Here is a 24,720-nt window from a genome sequence, read left to right as displayed (position 1 = left end):
CTATTAATACTACATAGGGAGTTAAATTTGCTCAAAATAAAATATTTATCCTTTTTTTTGATGTTCACTCTGCTTTGTTTCTCTCCGCTATCTTGGGCACTGAACATATTATTTATTAATCCAGCACAAAAGGGGCAGCCCAATTGGGATAAAGCTCAAGAACTAGTTGCTATCGCAGCCCAGCAACTTAATATTAAGGTCATATACAAAAGAGTAAATGAAAAGAAACGAAGCGCCCTGTACCCTATTTTTGAAGCTTTAGAGGATAAAAGCACTCCAATTGATGCTGTCATATTTATGGCCAGTAGCGGTGATGATAACGCTCTTCTTTTTTCTACCTTAGAACAGCTACAACTTCCATTTATCACATTAGAAAACTCTTTAGACGAACGCGACTATAAGAACTTAGGCTACCCTAGAGAAAAATTTAGCTACTGGTTAACTCAAAAAGGCTTTAACGATCATGAAAGTGGCTACAAATTAGCCTTAAGCCTATTTAAAGAAGCAGAGCGTATGTTCCCCCCCCCGATAGAGCTAGTTGCCCTATCAGGAAGGCATGATGAGATATCAGCACTACGAAACCAAGGTCTCCTTGATGCACTAGAAGAAACAAGTGAAGTAAAACTTAATCAAATTACTCATACCAACTGGAGCCAAGCTACCAGCAAAGCTAAAACCCTTAAGCTACTAAAACGATTTCCAGATACCAAGATCATATGGTGCGCATCTGATAGCAACGCACTGGGTGCTCATCAAGCACTAGTAGAAATGGGATTGAGGCCTGGTATTGATGTAATAATTGGAGGGGTTGACTGGCAACTTGATATCTTTCCACTAATGCTAAAAGGCGAATATCATGTTAGTGCCGGTGGGCAAGTATTAGCAGCCGCTTCTGCTATAGTTTACCTTTACGATTATTTCAATGGAGTAAACAAGCAACTGCTAGCCAATATGCCTAATATTCAGGTCGACCTAGTTACTCAGCACGATCCTTTACTTGTTCATCAGCTTCAACAAGCAAACTGGAATAATATAAACTTTAAAAAGATGAGCATATTAACTACATCTGAAGCTGCATTTTTTCCAACCGGTATAAAACTGCTAATTAAAGATTAACCAGCATTTCTCAACCTATACACCTTGGGAGAACACCCCACGGCTTGATTAAAGCTCTTAGAAAAGCTGTAAGCATCGCTATATCCCAAGTGCGTGGCAATAATCGCTAAACTCCATTGACTATAACGTAACAGCTCTTGAGCCTTCTCTATCCTTAAGTAAATAAGGTGTTGATATGCAGAGCGTTCGAACAGCCTAGTTGAAACTCTGTTTAAATGCGCTTCACTTAAACAACTCAAACTAGCTATATCTTTTACCGTCCAGTTTTGATGCAGCTGCAATGACACCTGCTCAAAGGCAGACTTCACTCGTTGTTGAGCGGTGTTTTGCCCTGCTCCAAGTAACAAGGCACTTTCTAAATTAGTCACGAGTTCACTCAACCATAAGCTTTGTTTTAACGGGTTACAGTGCGAAGCAATCATTAAGCTTAATAAAGCCCAAACACTCTCAGCATACTCACTGGCTACCACTTTTTGCTCATTTAGTTGGCTACCCAACCACAACCTTTTCACATCTAACAGCAACCAAGCCATCTGCCAGTGATTAACGTCATCACCAATAAAAAACCTAAATGGCTTTCCCGCAGGTAGTACCGCTAAGGAGTTTGCTGTAAGCAACTGAGAACCATTGCAGGTCTCCAGTAAGCCTTGACCTTGTAAGGTAAACAGCAAGGTATGCATACTAGGGCCTTTGCGCTCGACCAAATACTGCTCTCGCATGTCGGCAAGGCCCGCCATATAGATTTCTTGTTCATGTAATCCAACAATTTTCTGTTGGGTAATAAAACGCTCTCTGCAAGAGTCGTGCATACTAACCCGGTCTTTATACCTACCCTCAATGATTGGAATGGACATCAAACCGCCTGAATTCAACATGTATAAAGTAGGCATACTAGCTTACATTATTGGCGTTTACCTAGAGGCGTTTATCATGTTAGCAAAAACTCGTTCCCATAATCCCAATATGCTACACAACTTTACTCAGTTAGCCTTGCCTGTTGCTCTACAAACAGCCTTGGTTGCCTGCCTTTCTTTAGCCGATGTTTTAATGGTAAGTGGTTTAGGACATGGCGCTACTGCCTCAGTTGGCGCGGCCAGTAAATGGCATTTTGTAATCATAATGATAATGGCAGGGCTAGCCAATGCTAACGGCTCTCTTGTCGCTCAATATTGGGGAAAAGGAAACATAGGTGAAGCCAAATCAATCACCGTTATCACACTCATAAACGGTGTTAAGTTACTGCTCCCAATATCTTTATGTGTTGGCCTATTTTCTAAGCAGATGATGAGTATGCAAAGCGATTCCAGCCTAGTCATATCTGTGGGGAGTGAGTACTTGCTAGTTAGCCTGCCAATGCTAATTCTCACCCACTTTGTGATCGGCACAGAATCTAGTATGCGAGCTAGCGGTCAAACTTGGCTACCATTATTCATGGCTGCTTTTACCATCTTTTTGAATATTGGTTTAAATCATTGGTTTATTCATGGAGGAGCAGGTGTGCCGGCGCTCGGAGTTGCTGGAGCAGCCCTAGCAACAACAGTCGCGCGAGTAATCCAATTAATGGTATTGGGGTTGGTACTTCTTCGGATGAAACACTGGCTACTATTTACTCCCTGCACAGGCACAATGCCGGCACTGCGTACTAAATACAGAAAACTCGCCGTTCCGTTAGTCTTTAACTCGCTGCTTTGGGCTATAGGCACACTTAGCTATCAAATAATCTTTGGAAGAATGGGAACAGAAGAGCTTGCCGTATTCAGTATGCTTGGTCCATTTGAGTCTTTAAGTCATTCCTTATTTTTTGGTATGGGAGTGGCTTGCTCAGTAGTTGTAGGACAGCAATTAGGGCAAGACAATTTTGACCAAGCCTACTCAGTATCTATTCAATTCATCGCAATTGCTCTAGTTGGTAGTTTAGCCATTGGCTTAGTAATAATACTAAACAATGCTACTATTTTGAGCTGGTTGAACCTCGATCAGCCTGAGGTGCTACCTATAGCCAAACCTGCACTATTAATTATGGCCGGCGCTATGTGGTTGAAAATGCTCAATTTAATGGTTATTCACGGAGTACTTAGAGCAGGAGGCGAAAACAAGTTTTGTTTACGCACCGACTTTTTAGCTATGTGGTTGTTTGGCTTGCCACTCACTGCTATAGCCGCTTTCTGGGCGGAATGGCCATTTCATTGGGTATATGCAGTGATGTTTGTTGAAGAGGCGATTAAAATAGTACTGTGCTTTAGACATTATTTTACCAAAGCTTGGCAAAACAATCTTACTGCAGAGCAAGTAGGCTAAAAAAAGCGCCCGTAGACGCTTTTGGCTTTATTTTAAACCACATAAGTCTTTATGTGGTCTAAGGGTTTCTTCTAGACCGGAGACATTAAAGCTAGCAACCAAAGCACCGTCACTCACCGGCTGCACTTGCGCTAAGTAGTAATCCATTCCATATAATCGATTAATTAAGTCTTGGCTATCGAATGGATAAACACTGGTGGTGTCATTATCTTTTAAACGCCAATTCTCGCGCTTGCCCTTTTGGCCTTTTTCTCCGGAAGTGACATAAACGTCACGCCCTATATAAGCCAGCCAAGCGATACTAATCTCAGCGCTTCCTTTCCGGCATTTTATGCTCAAGCTTGTGCCTTGAGGCGCGCTTGAATCAGTCGGGTCGACTTTTAACTGAGCAATTAAGTTGTTTTCCTCATCCTCAGCATCGCGCTTTAAGGTCCACGCTCCAGTTGCAACAAGCGGAGCAACAGCCACAACAGCAGTATTGTCAACAGCTTCAGTTTGAGCGCTACTATCTTTATTCTGCAGCTCCCTCATTGTACTGTCATAGCATTGTAAGCGCTCCAAATGGTCAACCACGGCAACACAACGATTCAATGAACCTTGTTCCGCAGCATGAACCCAAGGAGCCGTTAACAGTAAGGCCGTTATCCATCCTTTTTTGCTCATAATTCCCTCTCGCGTTTATCATTAACACTTAGACTATAGTTTGGCGGAAGACCTGTATATAACCAACTCGGTTTGCGCGTAAATAGTGCTTGTATTGCCGGGTTCTTGGTAAAAAGCGCTACCATTACGCCAATACTTATCTTGCCCATTCACTGTCATTTCACCACTTAAAACAAACCAAATACAGGGGCCTGGATTCTCGGGAAGAGATAATGACTCTCCGGCTTGTAAGCGATACTCGGTTAGGCAAAAATCATTTACCGGAACGGGGTACTCTAAGCCGCCGTCTTTAGCAATAGGCGAAATACTTTCTGCTTTAACGGGATCAAAGTTAACAATGCTTAATAGTTCTTTCGGATCAACATGTTTACTGGTTAAACCTGCACGCAACACGTTATCGGAATTTGCCATTAACTCAATGTTTTGACCTTCTAAATAAGCATGTGGGATACCGGCATCCTGAAAAATAACGCCGCCTTTAGCTACATAACAAAGGTTAAGTAGCAGTACCATCAGCAAACCTGCCTCGAGTTGAGCGTTTGCTGAAGCGGCTCTCATATAGGCTCTCATCATCCAGAAGTAGGCATTATTCTTAGATAAACGATTCTCCTGATAAGCATCTAAATATCGATTCACAATTGGCATAATAAGCGGGGCTAGCTCGCTAGCAGACAATGCAAAAATGTAACTCACTAGCTGCTTGGTTCCACCCTCGGTAAATGGAGACAATAAGCTTTCTAAGCTTTGTTCTTTGCTTAACAATGCGGTAATTTCTTTCTCTGATTTAAAGCCATGTAGCAGCCAAAAATCGGAAAGGGCCAGCATTAACTCCGGCTTATGGTTAGCATCTTTATAATTGCGTTTACTAGGCTCAATTGATAAGCCTTGCTCTAGGTCATAACCCTTTTCAGCTTGCTTTTTAGTCGGATGAACCTGAATAGAAAGCGGAGCTTTTACATCTAACACTTTAAGCAAAAATGGTAAACGCTTCCCATAGTGTTTTATACATGAGTCTCCCAAGCGCCCCTGATAATCTGCGGCCATCCAATCGGTAAGTGGTATACCATTGGTCAAGGTTGCCACGCCATTAGGGTGATCGCCAAGCCAAAGTTCGGCCATCGGCTCGCCCGAGGCGTGTTCTTGACCAGTTAATAAAGGAATATAGAACTCCCCACCCCAATCATAATGTTGTTCAATACCCTTAATTTCTATCATCTTTTCCTCGTTAAATATGGAGTAATTCAAAAGTGTGTTAACAAAGTCTTTTTACTTAATGCGCCTAAGTAGACTTGAGGGTTCGTATTTGGGTTAATTCAGCTTGCTGTTCTTGAGTGCGTTGAGCCAGAATTTGGCTTTGCTCTGCCACATCTGCTGAGGTGGCGGTACTCTCAGAAAACGCTAGAGCGATGCCCTCTAAAGACTCGGAAATCTCTGCACAAGCACTGTGTTGCTCTTGGGTTGATTGAGAAATAAAATTCACGTCTTTCTCTAAGGAGTGCAGCAATTCATTGATGTCGAAAATGCTTTGTTTGCTGTCTTGCACGGCTTCAAAATTAACTTTCATGTGCTGGTCACATTGCTGCATATTACTCACCGCCTTTTGCGATGCGGTTTGTAATTGCTCAATCATGTCTTGAATTTGACCCGTTGCCTGGGTGGTGCGTTTTGCCAAGTCACGCACTTCCTCAGCAACCACCGCAAAACCACGCCCTTGTTCGCCTGCTCTGGCTGCTTCGATAGCCGCATTAAGCGCCAACAAATTAGTTTGATTGGCGATGTTTTCGATGACTTCTAAGATCTGACTGATGTCTTGACTCTGTTGGAAAACTTCATCAATAACTTGTGAACTGGTTTCGATTTGGCTTTGTAGCTCAGTATTACTTTGGTTGTTTGCTTCAATAGCCACACCGCCCGATTCAGCTATCTTGCTAATTTCGCGACTTTGCTCCAGATGGTTTTGAGTAAGCTCTCTAACGTGGCTACTGGTTTGCTCTAGTTCACAAACAGCACTTGAGATCCTAGAAACCGCAGCCAACTGTTCATCACCACTTTCTTTTACTTTGGTTGTTTGTTCTGCATTGTTTAAGGAGATGTCATAAATATCACTACCATGATGTTTGATCTGTTCAAACAATCGACTGTTGGTGTGTATGATTTTTTGCAATTGTTGAGTAAGTTCAGAAAACTCTTTAGGCCAATGTGTGCTAATTTGTTGACTAAAATCACCTGCCGCCAACAAACTCATTTTCTCTAAGCAATAGTTTAGTGGCTGGCGAATACTCCTAGTAAGCACAAAGCCAATAACCAATACAATTAGCAAGCAAAGCAGCATAACGGCTAGTTGAATATTGCTAACAGTATCGAGGCTCCCTGCAATTAGTTGGCTATTTTGTTGGCTCTCTGTTTTAAGCTGTGCACTTACATTGCCAACCAGTTCGTTCATTCGGAACAAAATGCCTTGTTGCTCAGCCAACTCGAGTTCTGCATCTTCGCTGGCGGAGGTTTGAGCGACCAACAAATAGGTGAGTCGATTCTCACTAAATAGGAACTTGGTGATTTGTTGACTGGCGTTTAAAAAGTCTTTTTCGCTATTTAAGGCTGGGAAGTCTTCTAAGATGATTTCCAGCAGATCTAGGTAATTCTCTTCGGCTGAACTAATAGCATTGTCAAGCTGTAGAGCGTCTTCACTGCTATCGGCAAAGAATGCTCGGTAGCTCATGTCGAGCAGGGCATCCCTTAAGTCTGTATATTCCTCAAGCTCTTTTCGTAAAAAATAGTCGTCTTTAATGTATCTAGCTGTGACTCTATCAAGCACTGAATCGGCAGTTGCTACCTGGTTAGATAACTCATTACGAAGTGTTTGCGTTTGCTCTGCTAAGACTAAGCTTTCAAAATGTTCGCTTTGAATAGACTTGGCCAGCGAGCGAAGCTCGGTTAAATCTTGGGTAAATTGTTGTTGTTGGTCTTCACTAAGATAAACCTGCAATAACCCTTGCTGATATACCTCGCTAATGGCATTGAGTATCTGCTTGTTCTTTTCTGCAAAACTTGCCTGCAAAGAAACGTCTTTAGCTTGAACCAGCTCTAGAATGGATTGTTGAAAATTAGATAGGTTTAGTCGTAGTTGATTCGAGGCTTGGTCTAACTTAGCTGAATCTTCCATCAGCACAAGAATGTCTTGTTTAGCTTGATTAGTCTGCTTAACAGCAATACCGGTAGATACTGCATATAAGCCTAATACGATGGCGAATGAGATGAGAATTTGAATCGTAATACGCATAGAACTCTCCAAAGTTGTTGCTGAGAGCGCAAAGGGGAGCTCATGGGCTCCCCATTATTTTTATTAGGTATTAGGTGTTTGCTGGCTTAGAACCAAACTTCACCCTGCACACCAAAGTTCCAAGTGTCAGTTTGGCCATCACGTGTATAGCTAGAACCAATGCGATCACCTACTTCGTCATCCCACTTAGCGTAAGTTACGAAAGTACGGATTTGTGGACGGCTCCAGAAGCCAGATTCGAAGGTGATAGTTGGCGCGATGGTCGCTTTAACTAATCCACCTTTTTGGTCTGTGGTTGTGTTGTCGAAGTACTCGTAACCTACTTCGTATTGCATCGCGAAGTTTTGTGCGATTTGGTGGAATGGACGCACACCTACAGCCCAACGATTTACGTCGTCACCTTCGCCCTCAACAACGTTGCTCCAAGGTTTGTAGTCTTTGTCTTGCTGGTAGAAAGCAAAAGTTGATACATCCCAGTTACCAAAGCTTGCTAGGCCATCTAGCACACCACGCCATGATTTAGTGCCTTTGCTGTTAGCAAAGCCCCAACCATTTTTACCTAGTGAATCGCCAGCAGCTAAACCTTCACCATATTGAAGTACTGCACGTGAGTAACCGTTAGCAAAATTGTAGAAACCATTGAAGTTATAAATGGCAGTAAGACCTAAGCCATCTTCTGCTGCGTTTGAATGCCAAGGGTGTTGCTCCATTGTGTGGCCAACAGCTTGTAAATCTAAGCCAATGCCACCAATGTCCTTAAGCCAAACATTTAGCGAGAAATCGTCAGAATATCCCTGAACCGTTCCATCTACTGGATCTTCAGAGTTACGGTCGCTAGGCATAAACGCGTATACACCTACATCTAAGCGAGCAAAACCTAGGTCGATTTTATCTGCACCACCGCCAGTACCGTTGTATTGAATGTACTCCCAGTCATATTGGTGGTTTGAAGCATTGCTTGAGCTGTAACGCTTACCCGCCCACCAAACAACACCTGGTGCAAAGGCAACGTTTTCAAGCTCTACAAAACCTTCACGGAATTGTATTTCATGGCCATCTGCATCAACACAGTTCCAATCTGCAGTACAGGTTGTTTCGTGGGTTAAGTTAGCGCGAACGCGGGCAATTACACCGTCGTCAGTTGTCATAGTAACGGTTGGCAGTAACTCAATTTTGGTATTGTGTTCGTTACCTAAACGGAATTTCGCAGTATCGCTCCAAAGTCCGATACGCTCCGCACGGGTGCCGTCAGAGTTAATTAACAAGCCACTTTTAATGTAGCCATGCATGCCAAAGTCGGTGCTTACAGCAGAAGCAGAACCAGCAGCGCAAGCTAATGCGAGGAATATGCTTTTGTTTAGAATTGATCTTTTCATATCGTTCCATCTTATCGTTAAGGAAAAATTCAACCCGCTGCTATGTTCCCTATTAGTACTGCGCAGCGGACCTATTGAAAAAGGCAAAGCCATAATAACAACAAAAAATGGCAACGTTACGATCTCTGATCACATTTTTCATTCAATAAAAATGTCACAAAAACAAAAACACTATAAGGAATCCACCTAAGCAACTGTAAAATAAAAACAAAATATAAATAAGCATGACAAAAACAAAACACAACGCAACGTTACGAATGAGATGCAGATCACACCATTCACAACAGTAATGACTTTAATTACGATTATTTCATGAGGATTGAAGCGCCTATGGTATCGATACGAAAAAAGCGGCCAGTGGCCGCTTTGTTAGATACAAAGGAACTTACTAAAGCGCTAAATTGCGATCAATCAAGGCAATTCGTTGCTTAACACAACCAGCAGAGGTTAACGGATCTTCTGGCGTGTTGGTCACATAATCTACTAGCTGGTCAATGCTAGTAGTAAGTACATGGCAACGAGTATCTGAAGAAGCGTAATAGATATACACTTCGCCATTCTCTCGCGCTACCATGCCGTTGCAGAACACGACGTTAGAAACGTCGCCCACTCTCTCTTCTCCTTCCGGAGCTAAGAAGTAGCCACTTGGTCGATGAGTTACTTTCATCGGGTCATTAAGGTCGGTCATAAAGCAATACAATACATAACGCAAACCGGCTGCTGTATTACGAACACCATGACCAATATGTAACCAACCCTTATCGGTTTTCATCGGTGCAGGCCCTTGACCATTTTTTGACTCTTTGATCGTGTGATAGGTTTTTGGCTCAATCACATGCTCAATGTCTACTACACATTCAGTCATTGAGTCAGCAAACGCCATCCCAATACCACCGCCTTTGCCGGCTTCAATAAAGCTGTCTTGAGGGCGAGTGTAAAGAGCATACTTGCCATTAACAAACTCTGGGTGCAGAACTACGTTTCGTTGCTGTGCAGAGTTAGTTTTTAGGTCAGCAAGACGTTCCCAAGTTTTTAAGTCTTTTGTTCGAACGATGCCACACTGCGCTACTGCAGACGACTCGTCTCCAGGAGCAGCTTCTGGGTCTTTACGTTCTGTACAGAACAAGCCATAAATCCAACCATCTTCATGACGCGTTAAACGCATGTCGTACACATTGGTATCAGGCACTTCTGTTTCGCCAATCTCACAGGGCTTATCCCAAAAGGTAAAACCATCAATACCATTGCTGCTTTCGGCCACTGCGAAGAATGACTTACGGTCATGGCCCTCAACGCGGGCAACCATGTAAAACTTGCCATCTAATTCAATTGCACCAGGATTAAGCACTGCATTAATTCCAAGGCGTTCCATTAAATAAGGATTGGTCTCAGCATTTAAGTCATAGCGCCAAGTTAACGGTGCATGCGCGGCTGTCAAAACAGGATCTTTGTAGCGTAAAAATACCCCATTCCCAGGCAATTCTGCTTGATTTACTTTAGCGTGTAAGTGCTGGTGCTCTGCCTGCAGCATTGTTAATCGTTGTTGAAATACCGACATATTAACCTCTAGAAAACTTCAGAATTGTTCTTGATGTACTCAACCAACTCATCAACTTGGGTATAAGCAACAGCTGAATAGGTATCTGCTGCGCCGTAGTAAATTGCAATACGGCCAGTATCTGCATCTGCTAAAGCAGCACAAGGGAAGGCAACGTTTGGCACAAAGCCAGCTGTTTCATACTCTTTTTCTGGAGTTAATAAGTAATCACGAGTACGGTACTTAACTTTCCAAGGCTCATCGATATCTAGAATGGCAGCACCAATACTGTAAACAAAGCCATTACAAGTACCTGAAACACCGTGATAAATCATCAACCAACCTTCACTAGTCTCAATCGGAATTGGACCGGCACCAATTTTAGTACCTTGCCACCAACCTTCTCCGCCTTTACCCATTACATGGCGGTGCTTACCCCAGTACTCCATGTCGTTACTGTGGCTTAAGAACACATCACCAAACGGTGTGTGACCGCTGTCTGAGGGGCGGTTAAGCAAAACATATTGATCGTTAATTTTACGTGGGAACAACACACCATTACGGTTAAACGGCACGCAAGCATTCTCTAGACGAGTAAAGGTTTTAAAGTCCTTAGTCATGCCCATACCTAAGGTTGCACCGTGGTCATCAGTACACCAGGTAACATAATAGGTATCATCTAGCTTAACTACGCGAGGGTCATAAGCATAACTTGGCTGGAAAGGTTTACCTTCAGCATCTACCCACTGAATAGCCTCCTCTTCAAATTCCCAGCTTAAAGCGTCTTGGCTGTAACCAACATGCAAGTGTGGGCGACCGTTTTTGTAGTCTGAGCGGAATACACCAATAAAACCGTCGTTGAACGGTACTACAGCACTGTTATAAACACGGGCTGCAGCTGGAAACGGATTCCAACCAATAATCGGGTTTTTGCTATGGCGCCACATTACATCTTGGCAATCTGCCGGGCGATCTTCCCAAGGAATATTTGGTAGGGATGCTCCCAAAATTTTTACAGTCATTGCTTACTCCAGCTTATTTAAATTTTTGTAAAATAGTCAAAATTTGTTGTGTTTTTTGTTTCATCAACTCTTGGTCGCCACGCGACTCCACATTCAGCCTCACCACCGGCTCGGTGTTAGAACTTCGTAAGTTGAAGCGCCACTGTTCGAACTCAAGACTGATGCCATCGGTTTTGTCTACAACTAAGGCTTCTTCTTTGAATGCTTCCAGTACAGCGTCAACCGCAGCTTTTGCATAACCTAAGGTGCTGTTGATTTCCCCAGAAATAGGGAAGTTGGCTTGTTGCTCTTTTACGTATTGCGATAAAGATTGCTCTCCATTGGATACCAGCTCTGCGATCAACAACCATGGCAACATGCCACTGTCGCAATAAGCGAAATCACGGAAGTAATGGTGCGCACTCATTTCACCACCATATACTGCGTCTTCGGCTCGCATCCGCTCTTTAATAAAGGCGTGACCGGTTTTACTTTGTATTGCCTCACCCTTTTCTGCTTCCACGATATCAATGGTGTTCCAAGTTAAACGCGGGTCATGAATGATCTTAGAACCAGGCTGTTTAGTTAAAAATGCTTTGGCCAACAAACCAACGATGTAATACCCCTCGATAAAATCGCCGTTTTCGTCGAACAGGAAACAACGATCTACATCTCCGTCCCATGCGACACCAAAATCTGCCTTGTGCGCTACCACCGCCTTGCGAGTGTCTTCACGATTTTCCGGCAATAATGGATTAGGGATTCCATTTGGGAAATTGCCATCAGGTTGGTGATTTACTTTGATAAACTCAAACGGAAGATGCTCTTCTAAGTTGTCAAGCATATGGCCCGCCGCACCATTGCCAGCATTAACAACAACTTTAAGCGGCTTTAATTTAGCAGCTTCAATGAAGCTTAGTAGGTGTTGAGTATATTCTTCAGAAATGTCGTAACGTTTCGATTTCCCAGCAAAAATAGACTCTACAGGGGCAGAATAATCAGCACTTTCGACTAAGGCTCTAATTTCATTGAGGCCGCTATCTCCGCTAATCGGCTTAGCAGATTCCTTTACCAGCTTCATGCCGTTGTAATCTTTAGGGTTATGACTAGCTGTAACCATTATTCCGCCGTCTAGGTTTAGATGGTCGGTGGCAAAATATACCTCTTCAGTGCCAACTAAACCTAACTCCAAAACCTCTACACCACTATCGTTTAAGCCTTTGATAACTGACTCGGCCAACTCTGGGCTACTAAGGCGAATGTCGTAGCCTACAGCAACTTTTTTAGGTTTAAGAAAATCCGCATACGCCCTACCTATTCGATAAGACAAATCGTTATTTAGTTGCTCAGGTAACTTACCTCGAATGTCGTAAGCTTTAAAAGCAGATGTATTATGCATGGTCTTATTCACTCCAAAATCGTAACGTTACCATTTTACGATATGAAAAGCTTAATTCAAGAGAATGTAAGCTAAAAACTAGGGAATGTGACTTGTAACTCGTTTTCGTTTAAAACGACAAGTCACGCGAATCAGTTCACTATACCGTTTAGCGTTGATAATAAACCGTTTTTTGTAAGGTTTGCAGATGCTTAACCGGTTCGCCGTTAATTCGGCGCAGCAAGTGTTGAATCAACTTTCGGCCCACTTGGTGAAAGTCTTGTCTGTAGCCTGAGATTGGCGGCATAAAAAAGCTTGGTAGGTCACAGGTCTCTACCAACACCACATCAATATCGTCACCAATAGTCTTGCCTGTATCTTGGATCCCAGCCAACAAACCACAGGCACTTATTTCAGAACCACAAATTAAGCCATCAGGAGCTTGTTCGCCCGACATAAGCTTGTTGCCAAGCTTGCGATAGTCATCAACGTCCGAATCGAAAATGATGTTTTTTTCAATCTCAAAATCGTAACCAAACTCTCTAGCGGCTCGACGCGCACCATAGTACTTATGCCATGCGTAGGTATAATCATGAGAAGAACTTAACAGACGAATATTTTTGCGCCCTTGCTCGTAAAGCTGCCTGGCCGCTCTATAAGCCATATCGTGGTTGTCGATATCGACATATGGGTGCTCAATACTCATTTCAGTTTGGCCAAAAGTGACAAACGGAATCTCGTTGTCATGCAGATAAGCTACCCGCTCATCTTGAGTTTTGGTCAAGTTGAAGATCATGCCACCACAAAGGTTATTTTCGAATGCATACCTAACCGGCTCCATAGGGTCTTCATCCGGAGCCATTGGCAATACAGTTAGATGGTAAGGCGTTCCCTTAAGTGCAGCGGTGAAACCTTCAATCAATGCAAGTGAGCCTACGTCGCCCACAATATCGCCTGGCTTGGTTACAGGCAAAATTGCACAAATATTGTAGTTAATGCCAGTGCGTAGGCCAACACCAGAGGGATTGGGTCGATAACCAAGCTTTTTAGCGGCTGCCTTAACTATTTCTTTGGTAGGTTGCTTTACATCATCACCGTCTTTCAGTGCCCTTGACACTGTAGTGACAGACAAACCCGTATATTCTGCAATAGTTTTTAACGTTGCCTTTGCCATGATTACCTTCACTTCCTCTACATAAATTCGTAACGATTTCAACCAAAATGGTCTCACACCCCCCCTTTAGTAACAAGGGTATGGATAGAATACTCACCTATAAATGCAAAAGTTACGAATCATGTCAAAGTTTTCGGTTAATACTTGTTCGATTAACCGAAAAACAAACTTTCCATAAGGAATGATTATTACAATCTGGTCTCTGTTTCTGCATTAAATAACGAAATATTTTGCAGATTAAAGTGCAGACCAAAGCTATCACCATTCTTAATTTGAATATTTGCGTCTAACTTGGCTCTCACTGGCTGACCGTGCATATCGAACTCAGCTAATGTTTCAGAGCCTGTCATTTCAAACGCTGATACAGTTAGCTCAGTTTCAAAAGCACTATTAAGCGGCGATTGGGTAATATGCTCTGGTCTAATACCTAGCAACACCTGCATGCCCTTTTTGGGCTGTTTAGTAAACTCATAGCTTGGAATAGGGATCTGGATATCATTAACTAATACACTCCAGTCACCTTCGCCTCCCATTAACTCACCTTTTAATAAGTTAATTTGAGGAGAACCAACAAATTTCGCGACGAATACATTGCTAGGCTGGTTGTAAATTTCATAAGGAGTACCAATTTGTTGGATCTCTCCTTTATTTAACAACACAATCTTGGTAGCTAAAGTCATCGCCTCGATTTGGTCATGAGTTACGTACAAAATGGTAGCGTTTAATTTAGCGTGCAGGTTTTTAAGTTCTAAGCGCATCTCACCACGCAGTTTCGCGTCCAAGTTACTTAGTGGCTCATCAAATAAAAATACTTTAGGATTACGCATTAATGCGCGACCAATTGCGACCCTTTGACGTTGCCCCCCGGACAATTGAGCCGGAGTACGACCTAATAAAGGTTCAATCTGTAGCAGCTGAGCAACTTCTTTAACACGCTTCTCTATTTCTGCCTTTGGTTTTTTGTTGATTAACATGCCAAAGCCAATATTTTCAGAAACAGTCATATGCGGGAAGAGCGCATAAGATTGAAACACCATAGCTATATCGCGGTTTTTCGGGTCTTCTAAAGTGACGTCTTTATCCCCGATAAAAACGCCGCCTGCAGTTACATCTTCTAGGCCTGCAACTAGGCGCAATAAGGTTGACTTACCACAACCTGACGGGCCAAGCAGAACAGTAAACCCGCCGGCTTCCATCTCTAGGTCAATACCGTCGATAATTACATTTTTACCGTAGGTTTTATTTAACGCTTTAACTTCAACAGCATGCATAGCTATTTTCCTCATAACTGGTGATTCTTGAATAAATTTCTAGGCACGCACGGCCATTGTGATAAGGGCATTTCCATGGTTCAACTTTTGCTTCGCCGGTATAAGGGTTACCCTGGCGATCAGTCTTCCAATGCCATTCTCCATTTTCTGTATCTACAATTTGGTTTTTGATGATCTTCCAGCAGTCTTGGGCGACCGCCCAATATCTAGGGTCAAAGTCTTTTTGAAAGGCGTTATAAAAGCCCACCATGGCTTCCGCTTGAACCCACCAAATACGGTCGCTGTCTAACATTTTCCCGTGTTGTAGCTCATTAAAAATAGCACCATCAGCGTCTCTACCTTGCTGCAGGGTCACGTCGGCCATTTTAGTAGTTAGCGCATAAATACTCGCGGAGAGTTGCTTATCGCTGATACATGCGGCAGCGTCGTCTAATAACCACGTTCCTTCAATGTCATGCCCGTAAGACACATCTTTAGATACACACTGCCACTCACGACTAAAAAACAGCCCGAAGTGTAAATCTTCATCGACAATGGTGTCGCGAAACAACACTAGTAACTCGCTAAGGCGTTGCTCAACCAGTTCATCGGGCCATACTCGATGCAGATTTGCGTAAGCTTCCAATATATGAAGGTGGGTGTTCATCGATTTCTCAGCGAGAACTTCTTCTGAGGTATCACATACAAGGTGGTTTTCTATGGGCTGCCAATGCTGGTCAAACGCTTCAATATAACCACCATTGACCTTGTCGTATGCGTTTGACTCAATAAGCTCAAATAAGCCTTTGGCAATATCAAGCGCCTCTAGATCTTTGCTTATGCGAAAGTATTCAGTTAGAGCATAAATGGCAAAGCCTTGATTGTAGATATGCTTTTGCGGATCTTTCACCTTACCTTTACTATCAAGCATCCAGTAAACTCCGCCGTTCTCGCGATCTAAAGCTTGTTCTTTTATGAACAAATAGGCATGTTTAGCGGCTGCTAAATACTTATCATTTGGAAGAATTCGATGGGCAGCAGAAAAACTCCATAGTATGCGAGAATGCAACAACACGGCTTTGTCATGCTCTTTATCAACAGTTCCGTTGAAATCAGCAAAACAGTGAAAACCACCATTTTCTTTGTCTATCATTTCAAGCCAAAAGCTCAAGATATTATTATCTACCTCGTGCGCCATTTCTTGCTTAAAGTCTTGTAGTTTCATATTTTTTATTTACTTTTTTTTAAATCAGGAAATTTGTGGATATACCATGCCATTACCAATAAGGCGGCTGGCGTTAAGCCAAACAACAAAAACACAATGGGTGACAACAGGCCCACTAAAACACACAACGCACTCACTAAAAGTAGCGTAAATGGCAAGCCTGGATGGCTGCGCAATAGGCTCAGCGCTAGCGAAAATCTTTGTTTTGCTGATGCTCGATATATGCTTCCTTGAAGAATTGACGCACTTAATAACATCAGCAAAAATGCCAGCAACGGTAAAATAGCTAAACTAAGCAGCTGCAATAATTCGATATCACTGCCTAGTGCCCAATTTAAATACCAACCTAGAGAAAACATTATCAACACAACGGGTAAACCAACTATGTTGCTAACCACTAGCTCTTTGCGCCATTCCCCAAAAAAATCAATAAAACCGGTTTTGTTGTCCTTATTCATGTAACGACGGAGCATTAACAACAAGGTGCTGGTTGCAGGGATCACACCAAACACTCCAGCTCCCAATACAACCATCAGCATCCAACACAAATTCATCACAACCAGTTGGCTGAACCAGTTGCAAAAAGTTATTAGTGGGGATGCTTGACTCATAATTACAATTACCCTTTTACTGCGCCGTTTGTTACACCAGCGTAAATTTGCTTCTGCAGCAGAAGGAACACCACGATAGAAGGAATCAAAATAATAATGATGCCAGCTGAAATAGTGGTCCACTCGGTGCCAAATACCGAAGTAAACTTATATAAGGCAGTAGATACAGTCACTTGAGACTTCTCTGGCAAATAAAGCAATGGAAAGTAAAAGTCGTTATAAATGAAGATGGTTCGCAGAATAATTACCGTAGCAATAGCGGGCTTTAACAATGGTAGAACTATCTTCCTGTAGATAAGGAAATAAGATGCACCCTCAATTTTGGCAGCCTCATCCAACTCAACAGGGATACCTTTCATAAACTGCAAGAAGATGTAAATCATGACCACATCGGCGCCGATGTATAACATGATTACCGAGCCTTTATGGTTGATTAAATTAAGTGCTTTAATTACCTCAAATGTAGCAACCTGGGTAGTTACCGCGGGCACCACCATTGCAATAACATAAGCAAGAAGCACTAACTTTTTGCCTTTAAAGTTGAATCGCGATAATACATACGCAACTTGGGTACCAAAAACGACCGTAAAGAACAGAGAAATAATTAAGATGGTACCGGTGTTAGTAAACGCCAACCCTAAGTCTCCGTCAGCGAACACTTTGATGTAGTTATCAAAGTTCATGAAGCTTTCAGGCAACGCAACTTTACTGGTGGTGTAATACTCTTTTGAGGTTTTAAATGACGCCAATAGCACAGCGAACGGCGGCACTAATACAGCCACAGAAGCCAGTATTAAGGTCATGTACTTAAACAGTGTCCAGAATACCCAGCGAGGCTGCTTCAACTTACCGATAAAGCGAGCTTTTTTTATCTCGTCCTCAGTTCTAACCTGAGCAGGTAAAGAGGCCGAGGGAGCCATAGAGGAAACTTGCTGACTACTCATAATTATGCCTTATCTCCGAACAATACTTTTTGAAGAATCATAAACAACACCACTATCAACAATAGAAATACTGCCATTGCAGACGCCAAACCAAAGTCGTTGAAGTTAAATGCTGTTTCTAAAGTTGCCATTACAAAGGTTTTAGTACCATTTGCGCCTTTGGTGATGATCATTGGAATTTCAAACACAGATAGCGAACCAACAAAAGCGAGTAATACCTGAAGGCCGATAATTAACTTAATAGAAGGTAAAGTTATGTAGCGGAACTGATCCCATTCACCCGCGCCTTCGATTTTAGCCGCTTCGTATTGGTCTTGAGGAATAGACTGCAACACACCAAAAAACAGGATTAAATTAAAACCAAGGTAACGCCACACTGAAGCGCCAACCAATGACCAATTCACAACATCGCTGTCCATCAACCAGGGCATGATCCAAGCGTCTAAACCTAAAGCAGCTAAGAAGTTATCGAATGCGCCATCCACTTGATAAAAAATTTGAAACACCATCGACGCAGCAACGGCATTTAGAACAAAGGGGATAAATAGCAGCGTTTTAAAGAAGTTTCGGCCTGCGAGTTTTGTATTAACTAAAACAGCAAACCACAAAGACAACACCAGCTGAATCACCGCACCAACAAAATAGTACAAAGTGTTTAGTAAAGGTCCCAAGATATCCGGCTCTTCAACCATATATTGATAGTTGTCTAAGCCAACCAAGTTTTTAACGGGCGCGTATCCATCCCAATCGGTCACGCTCATGTAGAACAACTGACTCGCGGGATAGTATGAAAAGGTAAACAACAACCCTAACGGTATAGCTAAAAAAGCTACGATGATTATTCGCTGCTGCTGCTTAAGAGTAAGGTTAAACATGGTTTCTCCGATGCTGCCCGACATAACTCGAGACTTACTTCAATTAAGAACAATTTCCTTGGCTAAAAAAGACTAGCCTTCTTAGGTTAGGCAAAAATCAGGGATACCCTCTAACCAATAGTGACGTAAAACTAAAATGCCCTAGGTTTAAAAGATAACCATCATGCTACCAACCGAAATAATGGTAACGTTACGATTTGATATTCACAAGATAAAATGAAGTCTGGAATATCGAAGTGTGAAAACGATCACTCTAAGCTAGACCGCGTAGATACTGGTAGAAAAAAATGTAATTGAACATGAACAGTTTTTTCACAAAATGGTAACGCACCACTTCTTGTACAAAATGGATTGAAAAAAGACAAAAATAGCAACGTTACTATAACCAAAGGTCTAATGACCCAATCCCTATATAGCTTAGAATGACGCGGAGACTAAAACAGGACCATCAACAGTCTAAAACAACGTCCAGAGCTACCTAAACGACTAAAACCGAGCCAATCGGCTCGGTTTTAGATAGCGGCTTACGCCTAATCCAGATGACTATGCCACTAGTCGTATGTAGCTTCCTCAAACCGGATATTGTCGAGATACACAGAACCATCCATTGGCAGCTTATCTCCAACAACTGCAATGAAAATGTCTGGCGCTTTACCCGATATATCACCAAGCTCTATCACCACTTCTTGCTTATAGTATTGCTTACCGTTCTTGGTTACTTTTTCTAACTCAGAAACCTGTTTGCGGTATTTATCTACGCCCAACTTAACCCAGCCGTCTCCTAGGGCAGCGTATGGTCGAACACCACCTTTGTCCCCATCATTTACTGGGATGTATAAATCATAAGTGAAACGGTTTTGCTGTTGGAAGTTCTTAATTCGCATATTGCGCAACTTAAGCTCTTCCCAATCATTTTTGCCCGACCAAACAAGGTTTAACTTAAGCATTGGCGAGCCCAAATCAGAGCTTACTTCTAAAGCAGGATTCTTCCACTTGGCTTGCCAAGTTCCTTCTTTTTGCCAACCTAATAAATCACCACTAGAGAAGTCGAAGCTAGGACCCATTTTATAACCTGTTATAGGACGATCAAACTTAACTGTAATTTTATCGGTAATACGCTTGCCGCTTTCCATTGTGGCTACGGTAATTAATTGTTGCTCACCAAAGCCTATATCTTCAACTTTGATCTCAGCACTGTAGTAGCCATCTTTGTCACTGTCTTCCATTGGGTAGTTACCCGCTGGGGTGCGTAGCAGTAACTCGGTAGGCTGCTCTTTATAACTCATTACATAACTTTGAACCGTTACTGTCTGGTCAGTTACCGATAAATTATCAACAGGATAAGTAAAGTAAACCGAGTCTTTTAGCTCTACTGGTTGCCCTAACATTTGCTTAGTATGACGAGTAAGAACTTGATTGGTTCTTCCGCCATCGGCAAGCACTCGGAAGCCGTCGTAATCTGGATACAGCTTGTCGCTAGCATTCTTATCGTAGCTGGTTAAAATCCAGAACATCGTTCCTGCCGCGCCATTTTCATAAGCGGTGCGAGTCCATTTGTCGTAGATAAAGTCTCTGTTAAATGGTTCTGCTGCACCAATCCCGTACTCCTCCAAAACCACAGGTTTATTAGCAACTTTACCAGCATCAATGTGATCAAGAATCCACTGTGTCCCCCACTGCTCGGCGTTATGCTTTCCCCAATGTTCAGGGTATAAGTGGAAAGTACCATAGTTAATATTTGAGAGAGTTAGGATCCGCTCCCAATCTACCCCCTCGTTGCCGTTATACGCCCAGTCTTCTTCTCCAGGTCTTGTAAAGAAGCCTTCACTGCCTAAAGCAATTAGCTGCTTAGGAGCTAGCTCACGGACGTAGTCGCTCATTTCTTTTGCCCAAGCGTAAAGCAGCTCACCACTCGTATCAGACTGGGCGCGCGGCTCATTAGCCAGTTCCCATGTCATAATAGTTGGGTCTTCGACGTAAGCCACGCCGGTATATTTGTTAGTATGACTTAATACATGTGCTACATAGTTTTTATAAGCCTCGCGCGCCTCAGCTTCGCGATAAAAGTCATCATGGTGGTCTCCACCAATCCAATTTACATACTGTGGCATACCACCAAAGTCGCCCCAGTTGTTGGTTAATGCAATAACTAAACGTATGCCTCGTTTATTTGCTTCGGCGATGGTGAAATCTAATCGCTCTAAGCCACTTTTCGCTTCAGTCGAGCTATACACTCCCATCTCTGGCTGCATAGTATGGCCATGGCTTATACCATCCATGAACCCCCAAACACGAATTACATTGAGGCCCATCTTTTGAGCATCATCCAATACTGTGGTAATAGCCTTGTTATCACCGTAATGCATGTAGTAGTTGTTGGTGCCCGAAAACCGAAAAGCTTCGCCATTTAATAGCAGTTGTTCTCCGGATTGACTTACAAAATCAGTAATTGGTTCAGCTGCGATAACTGGGGCATCCGCTCCTCCGGTGGTACTTCCACACCCAGCTAAAATTGCAGTACCTAGGCCAACCGTGCCTAACCAGATTAATGTTTTCTTCATTATCAAATCCTTATCAAATCACATCTAACAGACGTACACATTGTTTCACCATTCGCCACAAATGATAACGTTTCGATTCGATGAATAGGACGAACTTATCGATTTGAATTGAAATTCATACTATAAATGAGAGCGCTATCACAATATTGTTGTATACGGGCTAAGAAACCATATACAAAGCAATAAATGGAGAACCTAGTTAACACAATTATAAAACAGAGAGTGATCACCCTCACGTATCTTAACGATATGATTATTAGCGGATTGAAAAGCACAAATCGTAACGTTATGGTTTATTCAAGGAGATTAGGAAGGTGTTATCTCCGTATAACCAATATATGATCACCTCAGTGACCTAAAGGACTTATAAAATGAAGAATAAAATCATTACTAAAACGCTGCTAGCATCAACCGTTGCCAGCAGTGTTTTATTTGGTGCACAAGCTTTTGCTGAAGGGAATCCCCTTACCAATTTGGAAGTAAAAGGCGAAATTACCTTTTTTACTAACCGTACCGACTTAGTAGAAGCAGGCGTATATGACCGCTACACCAAAGAATTTAGAAAGATGTACCCTGGAGTTACTTCAGTAAAAGTTATTGGCTTTGCCGATTACCAAGGTGGTGTTCGCCCACGCATGAACACTGGAGACTACGGCGATGTAGTACTAATTTTGCCTTCGGTTCCATCTGAGCAATATGGTAATTTCTACGAGCCACTAGACATGTACGGTCCTGATGAAGTTTACTTCCATGACGCATGGTCAAACGACGGTAAAGTGTATGGCGTATCAATGGGTAACTCAGTAGAGGGCCTAGTTTATAACAAAGATGTGCTTGCTGAAGCCGGTGTAAAAACACCACTTAAAACCTTATCTGATTTATATGCAGCATCTGAAAAGATCGCCGCTCAGAACAAGATTCCTTTCTATGTGAACTTTGGTGCGCAATGGCCATTACAGCAGTGGGATAAATACCCAATTGTTGCAGAAGGCGATGCTGGTGTGTACGAGAAGATGTTAACTCAAGATAAAGCATTCTCTGGCGATACCGCTTACCATGAATCTCTATCTCTATTGAAAACCTTGATCGATAAAGGTTGGACAGAAAAAGACTTAATCACCAATTCTTGGGAAGAATCTAAGTCTTTACTTGCCGAAGGTGATGCGGGTATGTTCTATCTAGGTAACTGGTTCATTCCTCAAGTAATTGATCGTGGTATTGCAAGCGAGAAAGTTGGCTTCATGCCTATTCCTGCGGGAGAGTCTGGTGAGCTTCGCGCTCAAATGAACCACGACTGGGGCTATGCGGTAAGCAAACACTCTAAGAACAAACCAGCTGCGAAAGCTTACATTAAGTTCATTCTAGAAGAATCTGATTTTGACGAGGTAGCAGGTTTCATTCCAACAATTAAAGCGAAGAAACCTACACTTCCTCAGCTTAATGAGTTTATGAGCTACAACCCTACAATCATTCAAACTCCAACTAACTCATCTACCTTTATTGAAGTAACTAACCGTTCTCAGATCGACTTTTACTCTGGCGGTTACGTACAAGATGTAATGACTGCGTCTGACTTTAACGAAGCACTAGAAAAGTTAGACGGCCGTTGGAATCGTGCTAAAAAACGCGTTATGAAGTAGAGCCTACAAAGCCACCTACGGGTGGCTTTTTTATATACTGAACGAAGAACTAAACGACTAAACATAAAATAATTCTGCTCACAACTCCGATTTCATATAGCTGTTGAAGAGACAAATACTCCTATACTTTCACTTTCTAATTTCATCTCTCCTGCCAAACTCGCTTCTAAGCCTCTTTCCAACAAGCTAGCTAATATTTACAAACACTAATGCTGAACTAAACTCATAGAGAGATTAACTTAAGCCAATCACCCGCTTTAGACACACAAACAGAATCAAGTAATTAGACTAAAGGGCGCTAGGCATAAAAGACGAGAGCATAGTTACCCTATTATGAGAAACACTCCAATGCTATTTATCTGGTCTAGTCTCCTAACTATTCAACTCGCCTCCGCTTCACCTAGTAATCCTGCCAAACCCGACCCTTTTGTGATGTATTCGAATCAAGTCGAAGACTCTAGTGCTTCCCAATGGCTTACTGCTATTTACAAAGAGTTGTTCAAACGCCTAGACATCCCTCTCGTTATCACTTATTTGCCAGAAGCAAGAGCCACCAAAAAAGCAGTAGCGGGCTCGATAGATGGTCAATTTGGACGAGTATATGAATACCAAGATAACTTCCCGAACCAAATCAGGATAGATGTTCCTCTCTATAAGATAAATATTAACGCTTACTCCCACACCAGCAATAGCACTACGTTAAACAGTGGCTGGGCAAGCTTTAAGAACACAAACTACACGGTGGTATATAAAAGAGGAGCCCTAATCAACAAACTGAACCTAGAGAAAGTTTTACCAGTATCTAAATTAGGCACTGTAACATCCATTCGCCAAGGCTTATTGAAAGTAAAATATGGTCGCGTAGACATGTTTGTACAAGCTGATATCGGGGTTCGCCATCTATTAAACAGCGAGGAATTTAAAGGTCATATCATGGACTCGGGTAACTTGGACTCAGTCACTATTTACCCCTACATCCACAGCAAACACCGAGCTCTGGCAGACGAACTAACTGCACACTTACGCGCAATGAAAGATGAAGGTTTACTAATGCACTACTGCCTAGATGCATTTAGCCCTGATACGAGCTTATGTGAAGGGCTAAATGTCGATTCTGAAGAAGATAAAAAAAGCAGCTATAAATAGCTGCTTATTTCAATTACCTTCAAGCTAAAGCTGCTCAGTTGTACTTGGCTATCAATCAGGCAAATAACAAATCCGCCCTTAATTATCAGTGACCTGCGAATTGCGAACGACCACAGTTCCAGCAACAAAATCATGTAATGCCCTACGCTTTTTGTTTGTAAGCATCACGATGAACTCACTCCATATCCATATGCTCATGGTGATATTGGCTACGTTGTACCAAACAGGAGTATGCTCGACCATATACGCTTGACGCTTTAGCCATGTCATCGAAAAATACTGAGCATCTGTCATATCTAATGCCACTATAACTAGCGCTATAGACATCACTAAAGAACAGATAAACAACACTGCATAGCGAAGTACCGCTTCTTTATACCCCACATCCGTGCCGTCAACTTTGGCTATTTTAATGTTAAGCAGCAGCTTACCGGGTGTACCACCATAAGTTCTTACTAGATACACATGAAACCCAAGGCCAATCACCAGTCCTGGTAGTAACCAATACAACTGAAACAAACGAGATTGCTCGCACCCCCATAGGGATAAAAACATAATGGGAAGAGAAATGATTACGTCTATCCAATAAGCACAAAACCGTTTCCAAAATCCTGTGTACTCCATATCCGTCTTATTACACTTAAA

The 24,720-nt window shown here is 42.4% G+C and carries 20 protein-coding genes; 4 read left to right on the top strand and 16 right to left on the bottom strand.

What is annotated here, in order from left to right; genetic code table 11:
- Positions 1-27 precede the first annotated feature (27 nt).
- Complete coding sequence (locus K5609_RS02970) at positions 28-1,116, top strand: ABC transporter substrate-binding protein (protein ID WP_221075890.1); 1,089 nt, start codon at positions 28-30, stop codon at positions 1,114-1,116.
- On the opposite strand, the gene K5609_RS02965 is transcribed toward K5609_RS02970, so the two are convergent.
- Positions 1,113-1,970: a helix-turn-helix transcriptional regulator gene (locus K5609_RS02965; RefSeq protein ID WP_221075889.1), complete on the bottom strand. Its 858-nt coding sequence runs from the start codon at positions 1,968-1,970 to the stop codon at positions 1,113-1,115. The two genes, K5609_RS02970 and K5609_RS02965, sit on opposite strands and share 4 nt — an antisense overlap.
- Between K5609_RS02965 and K5609_RS02960 the strand changes: the two genes are divergently transcribed.
- Complete coding sequence (locus tag K5609_RS02960; protein ID WP_221075888.1) at positions 1,963-3,414, top strand: MATE family efflux transporter; 1,452 nt, start codon at positions 1,963-1,965, stop codon at positions 3,412-3,414. The two genes, K5609_RS02965 and K5609_RS02960, sit on opposite strands and share 8 nt — an antisense overlap.
- A 27-nt stretch (positions 3,415-3,441) precedes the next feature.
- Here the strand turns inward: K5609_RS02960 and K5609_RS02955 are convergent, their stop codons facing one another.
- The 14 genes from K5609_RS02955 to K5609_RS02890 all read right to left on the bottom strand — a co-directional run bounded on the left by K5609_RS02955 (position 3,442) and on the right by K5609_RS02890 (position 21,289).
- Entirely contained in the window at positions 3,442-4,077 is a 636-nt protein-coding gene (locus tag K5609_RS02955; RefSeq protein ID WP_221075887.1) for a type VI secretion system-associated protein TagO, read from the bottom strand.
- A 33-nt stretch (positions 4,078-4,110) separates the two neighbouring features.
- A complete protein-coding gene (gene manA / locus K5609_RS02950) occupies positions 4,111-5,292 on the bottom strand; it encodes a mannose-6-phosphate isomerase, class I (protein WP_221075886.1) in 1,182 nt (393 codons plus the stop codon).
- A gap of 64 nt (positions 5,293-5,356) precedes the next feature.
- Positions 5,357-7,357 carry a methyl-accepting chemotaxis protein gene (locus K5609_RS02945; RefSeq protein WP_221075885.1) on the bottom strand — a complete coding sequence of 667 codons (2,001 nt, stop codon included), beginning with the start codon at positions 7,355-7,357 and terminating at the stop codon, positions 5,357-5,359.
- Between the two features lie 86 nt (positions 7,358-7,443).
- Positions 7,444-8,733 carry a carbohydrate porin gene (locus tag K5609_RS02940; protein ID WP_221075884.1) on the bottom strand — a complete coding sequence of 430 codons (1,290 nt, stop codon included), beginning with the start codon at positions 8,731-8,733 and terminating at the stop codon, positions 7,444-7,446.
- Positions 8,734-9,121: 388 nt separating this feature from the next.
- Positions 9,122-10,291, bottom strand: coding sequence for a glycoside hydrolase family 130 protein (locus K5609_RS02935; protein WP_221075883.1), 1,170 nt, complete (start codon positions 10,289-10,291; stop codon positions 9,122-9,124).
- 8 nt (positions 10,292-10,299) lie between these two features.
- Positions 10,300-11,292 carry a glycoside hydrolase family 130 protein gene (locus K5609_RS02930; RefSeq protein ID WP_221075882.1) on the bottom strand — a complete coding sequence of 331 codons (993 nt, stop codon included), beginning with the start codon at positions 11,290-11,292 and terminating at the stop codon, positions 10,300-10,302.
- A gap of 13 nt (positions 11,293-11,305) precedes the next feature.
- Positions 11,306-12,670, bottom strand: a complete 1,365-nt coding sequence (locus tag K5609_RS02925; protein WP_221075881.1) for a phosphohexomutase domain-containing protein — start codon at positions 12,668-12,670, stop codon at positions 11,306-11,308.
- 148 nt (positions 12,671-12,818) lie between these two features.
- Complete coding sequence (locus K5609_RS02920; protein ID WP_152785601.1) at positions 12,819-13,823, bottom strand: LacI family DNA-binding transcriptional regulator; 1,005 nt, start codon at positions 13,821-13,823, stop codon at positions 12,819-12,821.
- A gap of 188 nt (positions 13,824-14,011) precedes the next feature.
- Positions 14,012-15,094, bottom strand: coding sequence for an ABC transporter ATP-binding protein (locus K5609_RS02915; RefSeq protein WP_221075880.1), 1,083 nt, complete (start codon positions 15,092-15,094; stop codon positions 14,012-14,014).
- On the bottom strand, positions 15,081-16,298 hold the full coding sequence (locus tag K5609_RS02910; protein WP_152785605.1) for an AGE family epimerase/isomerase: 1,218 nt from the start codon (positions 16,296-16,298) through the stop codon (positions 15,081-15,083). The genes K5609_RS02915 and K5609_RS02910 overlap by 14 nt, the downstream gene beginning before the upstream one ends.
- 5 nt (positions 16,299-16,303) lie before the next feature.
- Positions 16,304-16,909 carry a DUF624 domain-containing protein gene (locus tag K5609_RS02905; RefSeq protein ID WP_221075879.1) on the bottom strand — a complete coding sequence of 202 codons (606 nt, stop codon included), beginning with the start codon at positions 16,907-16,909 and terminating at the stop codon, positions 16,304-16,306.
- 8 nt (positions 16,910-16,917) lie between these two features.
- A complete protein-coding gene (locus K5609_RS02900; protein ID WP_221075878.1) occupies positions 16,918-17,853 on the bottom strand; it encodes a carbohydrate ABC transporter permease in 936 nt (311 codons plus the stop codon).
- A gap of 2 nt (positions 17,854-17,855) precedes the next feature.
- On the bottom strand, positions 17,856-18,728 hold the full coding sequence (locus K5609_RS02895) for a carbohydrate ABC transporter permease (protein ID WP_152785611.1): 873 nt from the start codon (positions 18,726-18,728) through the stop codon (positions 17,856-17,858).
- A gap of 551 nt (positions 18,729-19,279) precedes the next feature.
- Entirely contained in the window at positions 19,280-21,289 is a 2,010-nt protein-coding gene (locus K5609_RS02890) for a cellulase family glycosylhydrolase (RefSeq protein ID WP_221075877.1), read from the bottom strand.
- 371 nt (positions 21,290-21,660) lie between these two features.
- Here K5609_RS02890 and K5609_RS02885 point away from each other — a divergent pair, with 371 nt between their 5' ends.
- Both K5609_RS02885 and K5609_RS02880 read left to right on the top strand, forming a co-directional pair.
- Positions 21,661-22,929 carry an ABC transporter substrate-binding protein gene (locus K5609_RS02885; protein WP_221075876.1) on the top strand — a complete coding sequence of 423 codons (1,269 nt, stop codon included), beginning with the start codon at positions 21,661-21,663 and terminating at the stop codon, positions 22,927-22,929.
- Between the two features lie 348 nt (positions 22,930-23,277).
- On the top strand, positions 23,278-24,075 hold the full coding sequence (locus K5609_RS02880; protein ID WP_221075875.1) for a type 2 periplasmic-binding domain-containing protein: 798 nt from the start codon (positions 23,278-23,280) through the stop codon (positions 24,073-24,075).
- A gap of 78 nt (positions 24,076-24,153) precedes the next feature.
- Here the strand turns inward: K5609_RS02880 and K5609_RS02875 are convergent, their stop codons facing one another.
- On the bottom strand, positions 24,154-24,699 hold the full coding sequence (locus tag K5609_RS02875) for an RDD family protein (protein ID WP_221075874.1): 546 nt from the start codon (positions 24,697-24,699) through the stop codon (positions 24,154-24,156).
- Between the last annotated feature and the right edge of the window lie 21 nt (positions 24,700-24,720).

The sequence above is a fragment of the Agarivorans aestuarii genome (assembly GCF_019670125.1).
In the GTDB taxonomy this organism is placed as follows: domain Bacteria; phylum Pseudomonadota; class Gammaproteobacteria; order Enterobacterales; family Celerinatantimonadaceae; genus Agarivorans; species Agarivorans aestuarii.
This window is presented reverse-complemented; position numbering and strand designations above follow the sequence as displayed.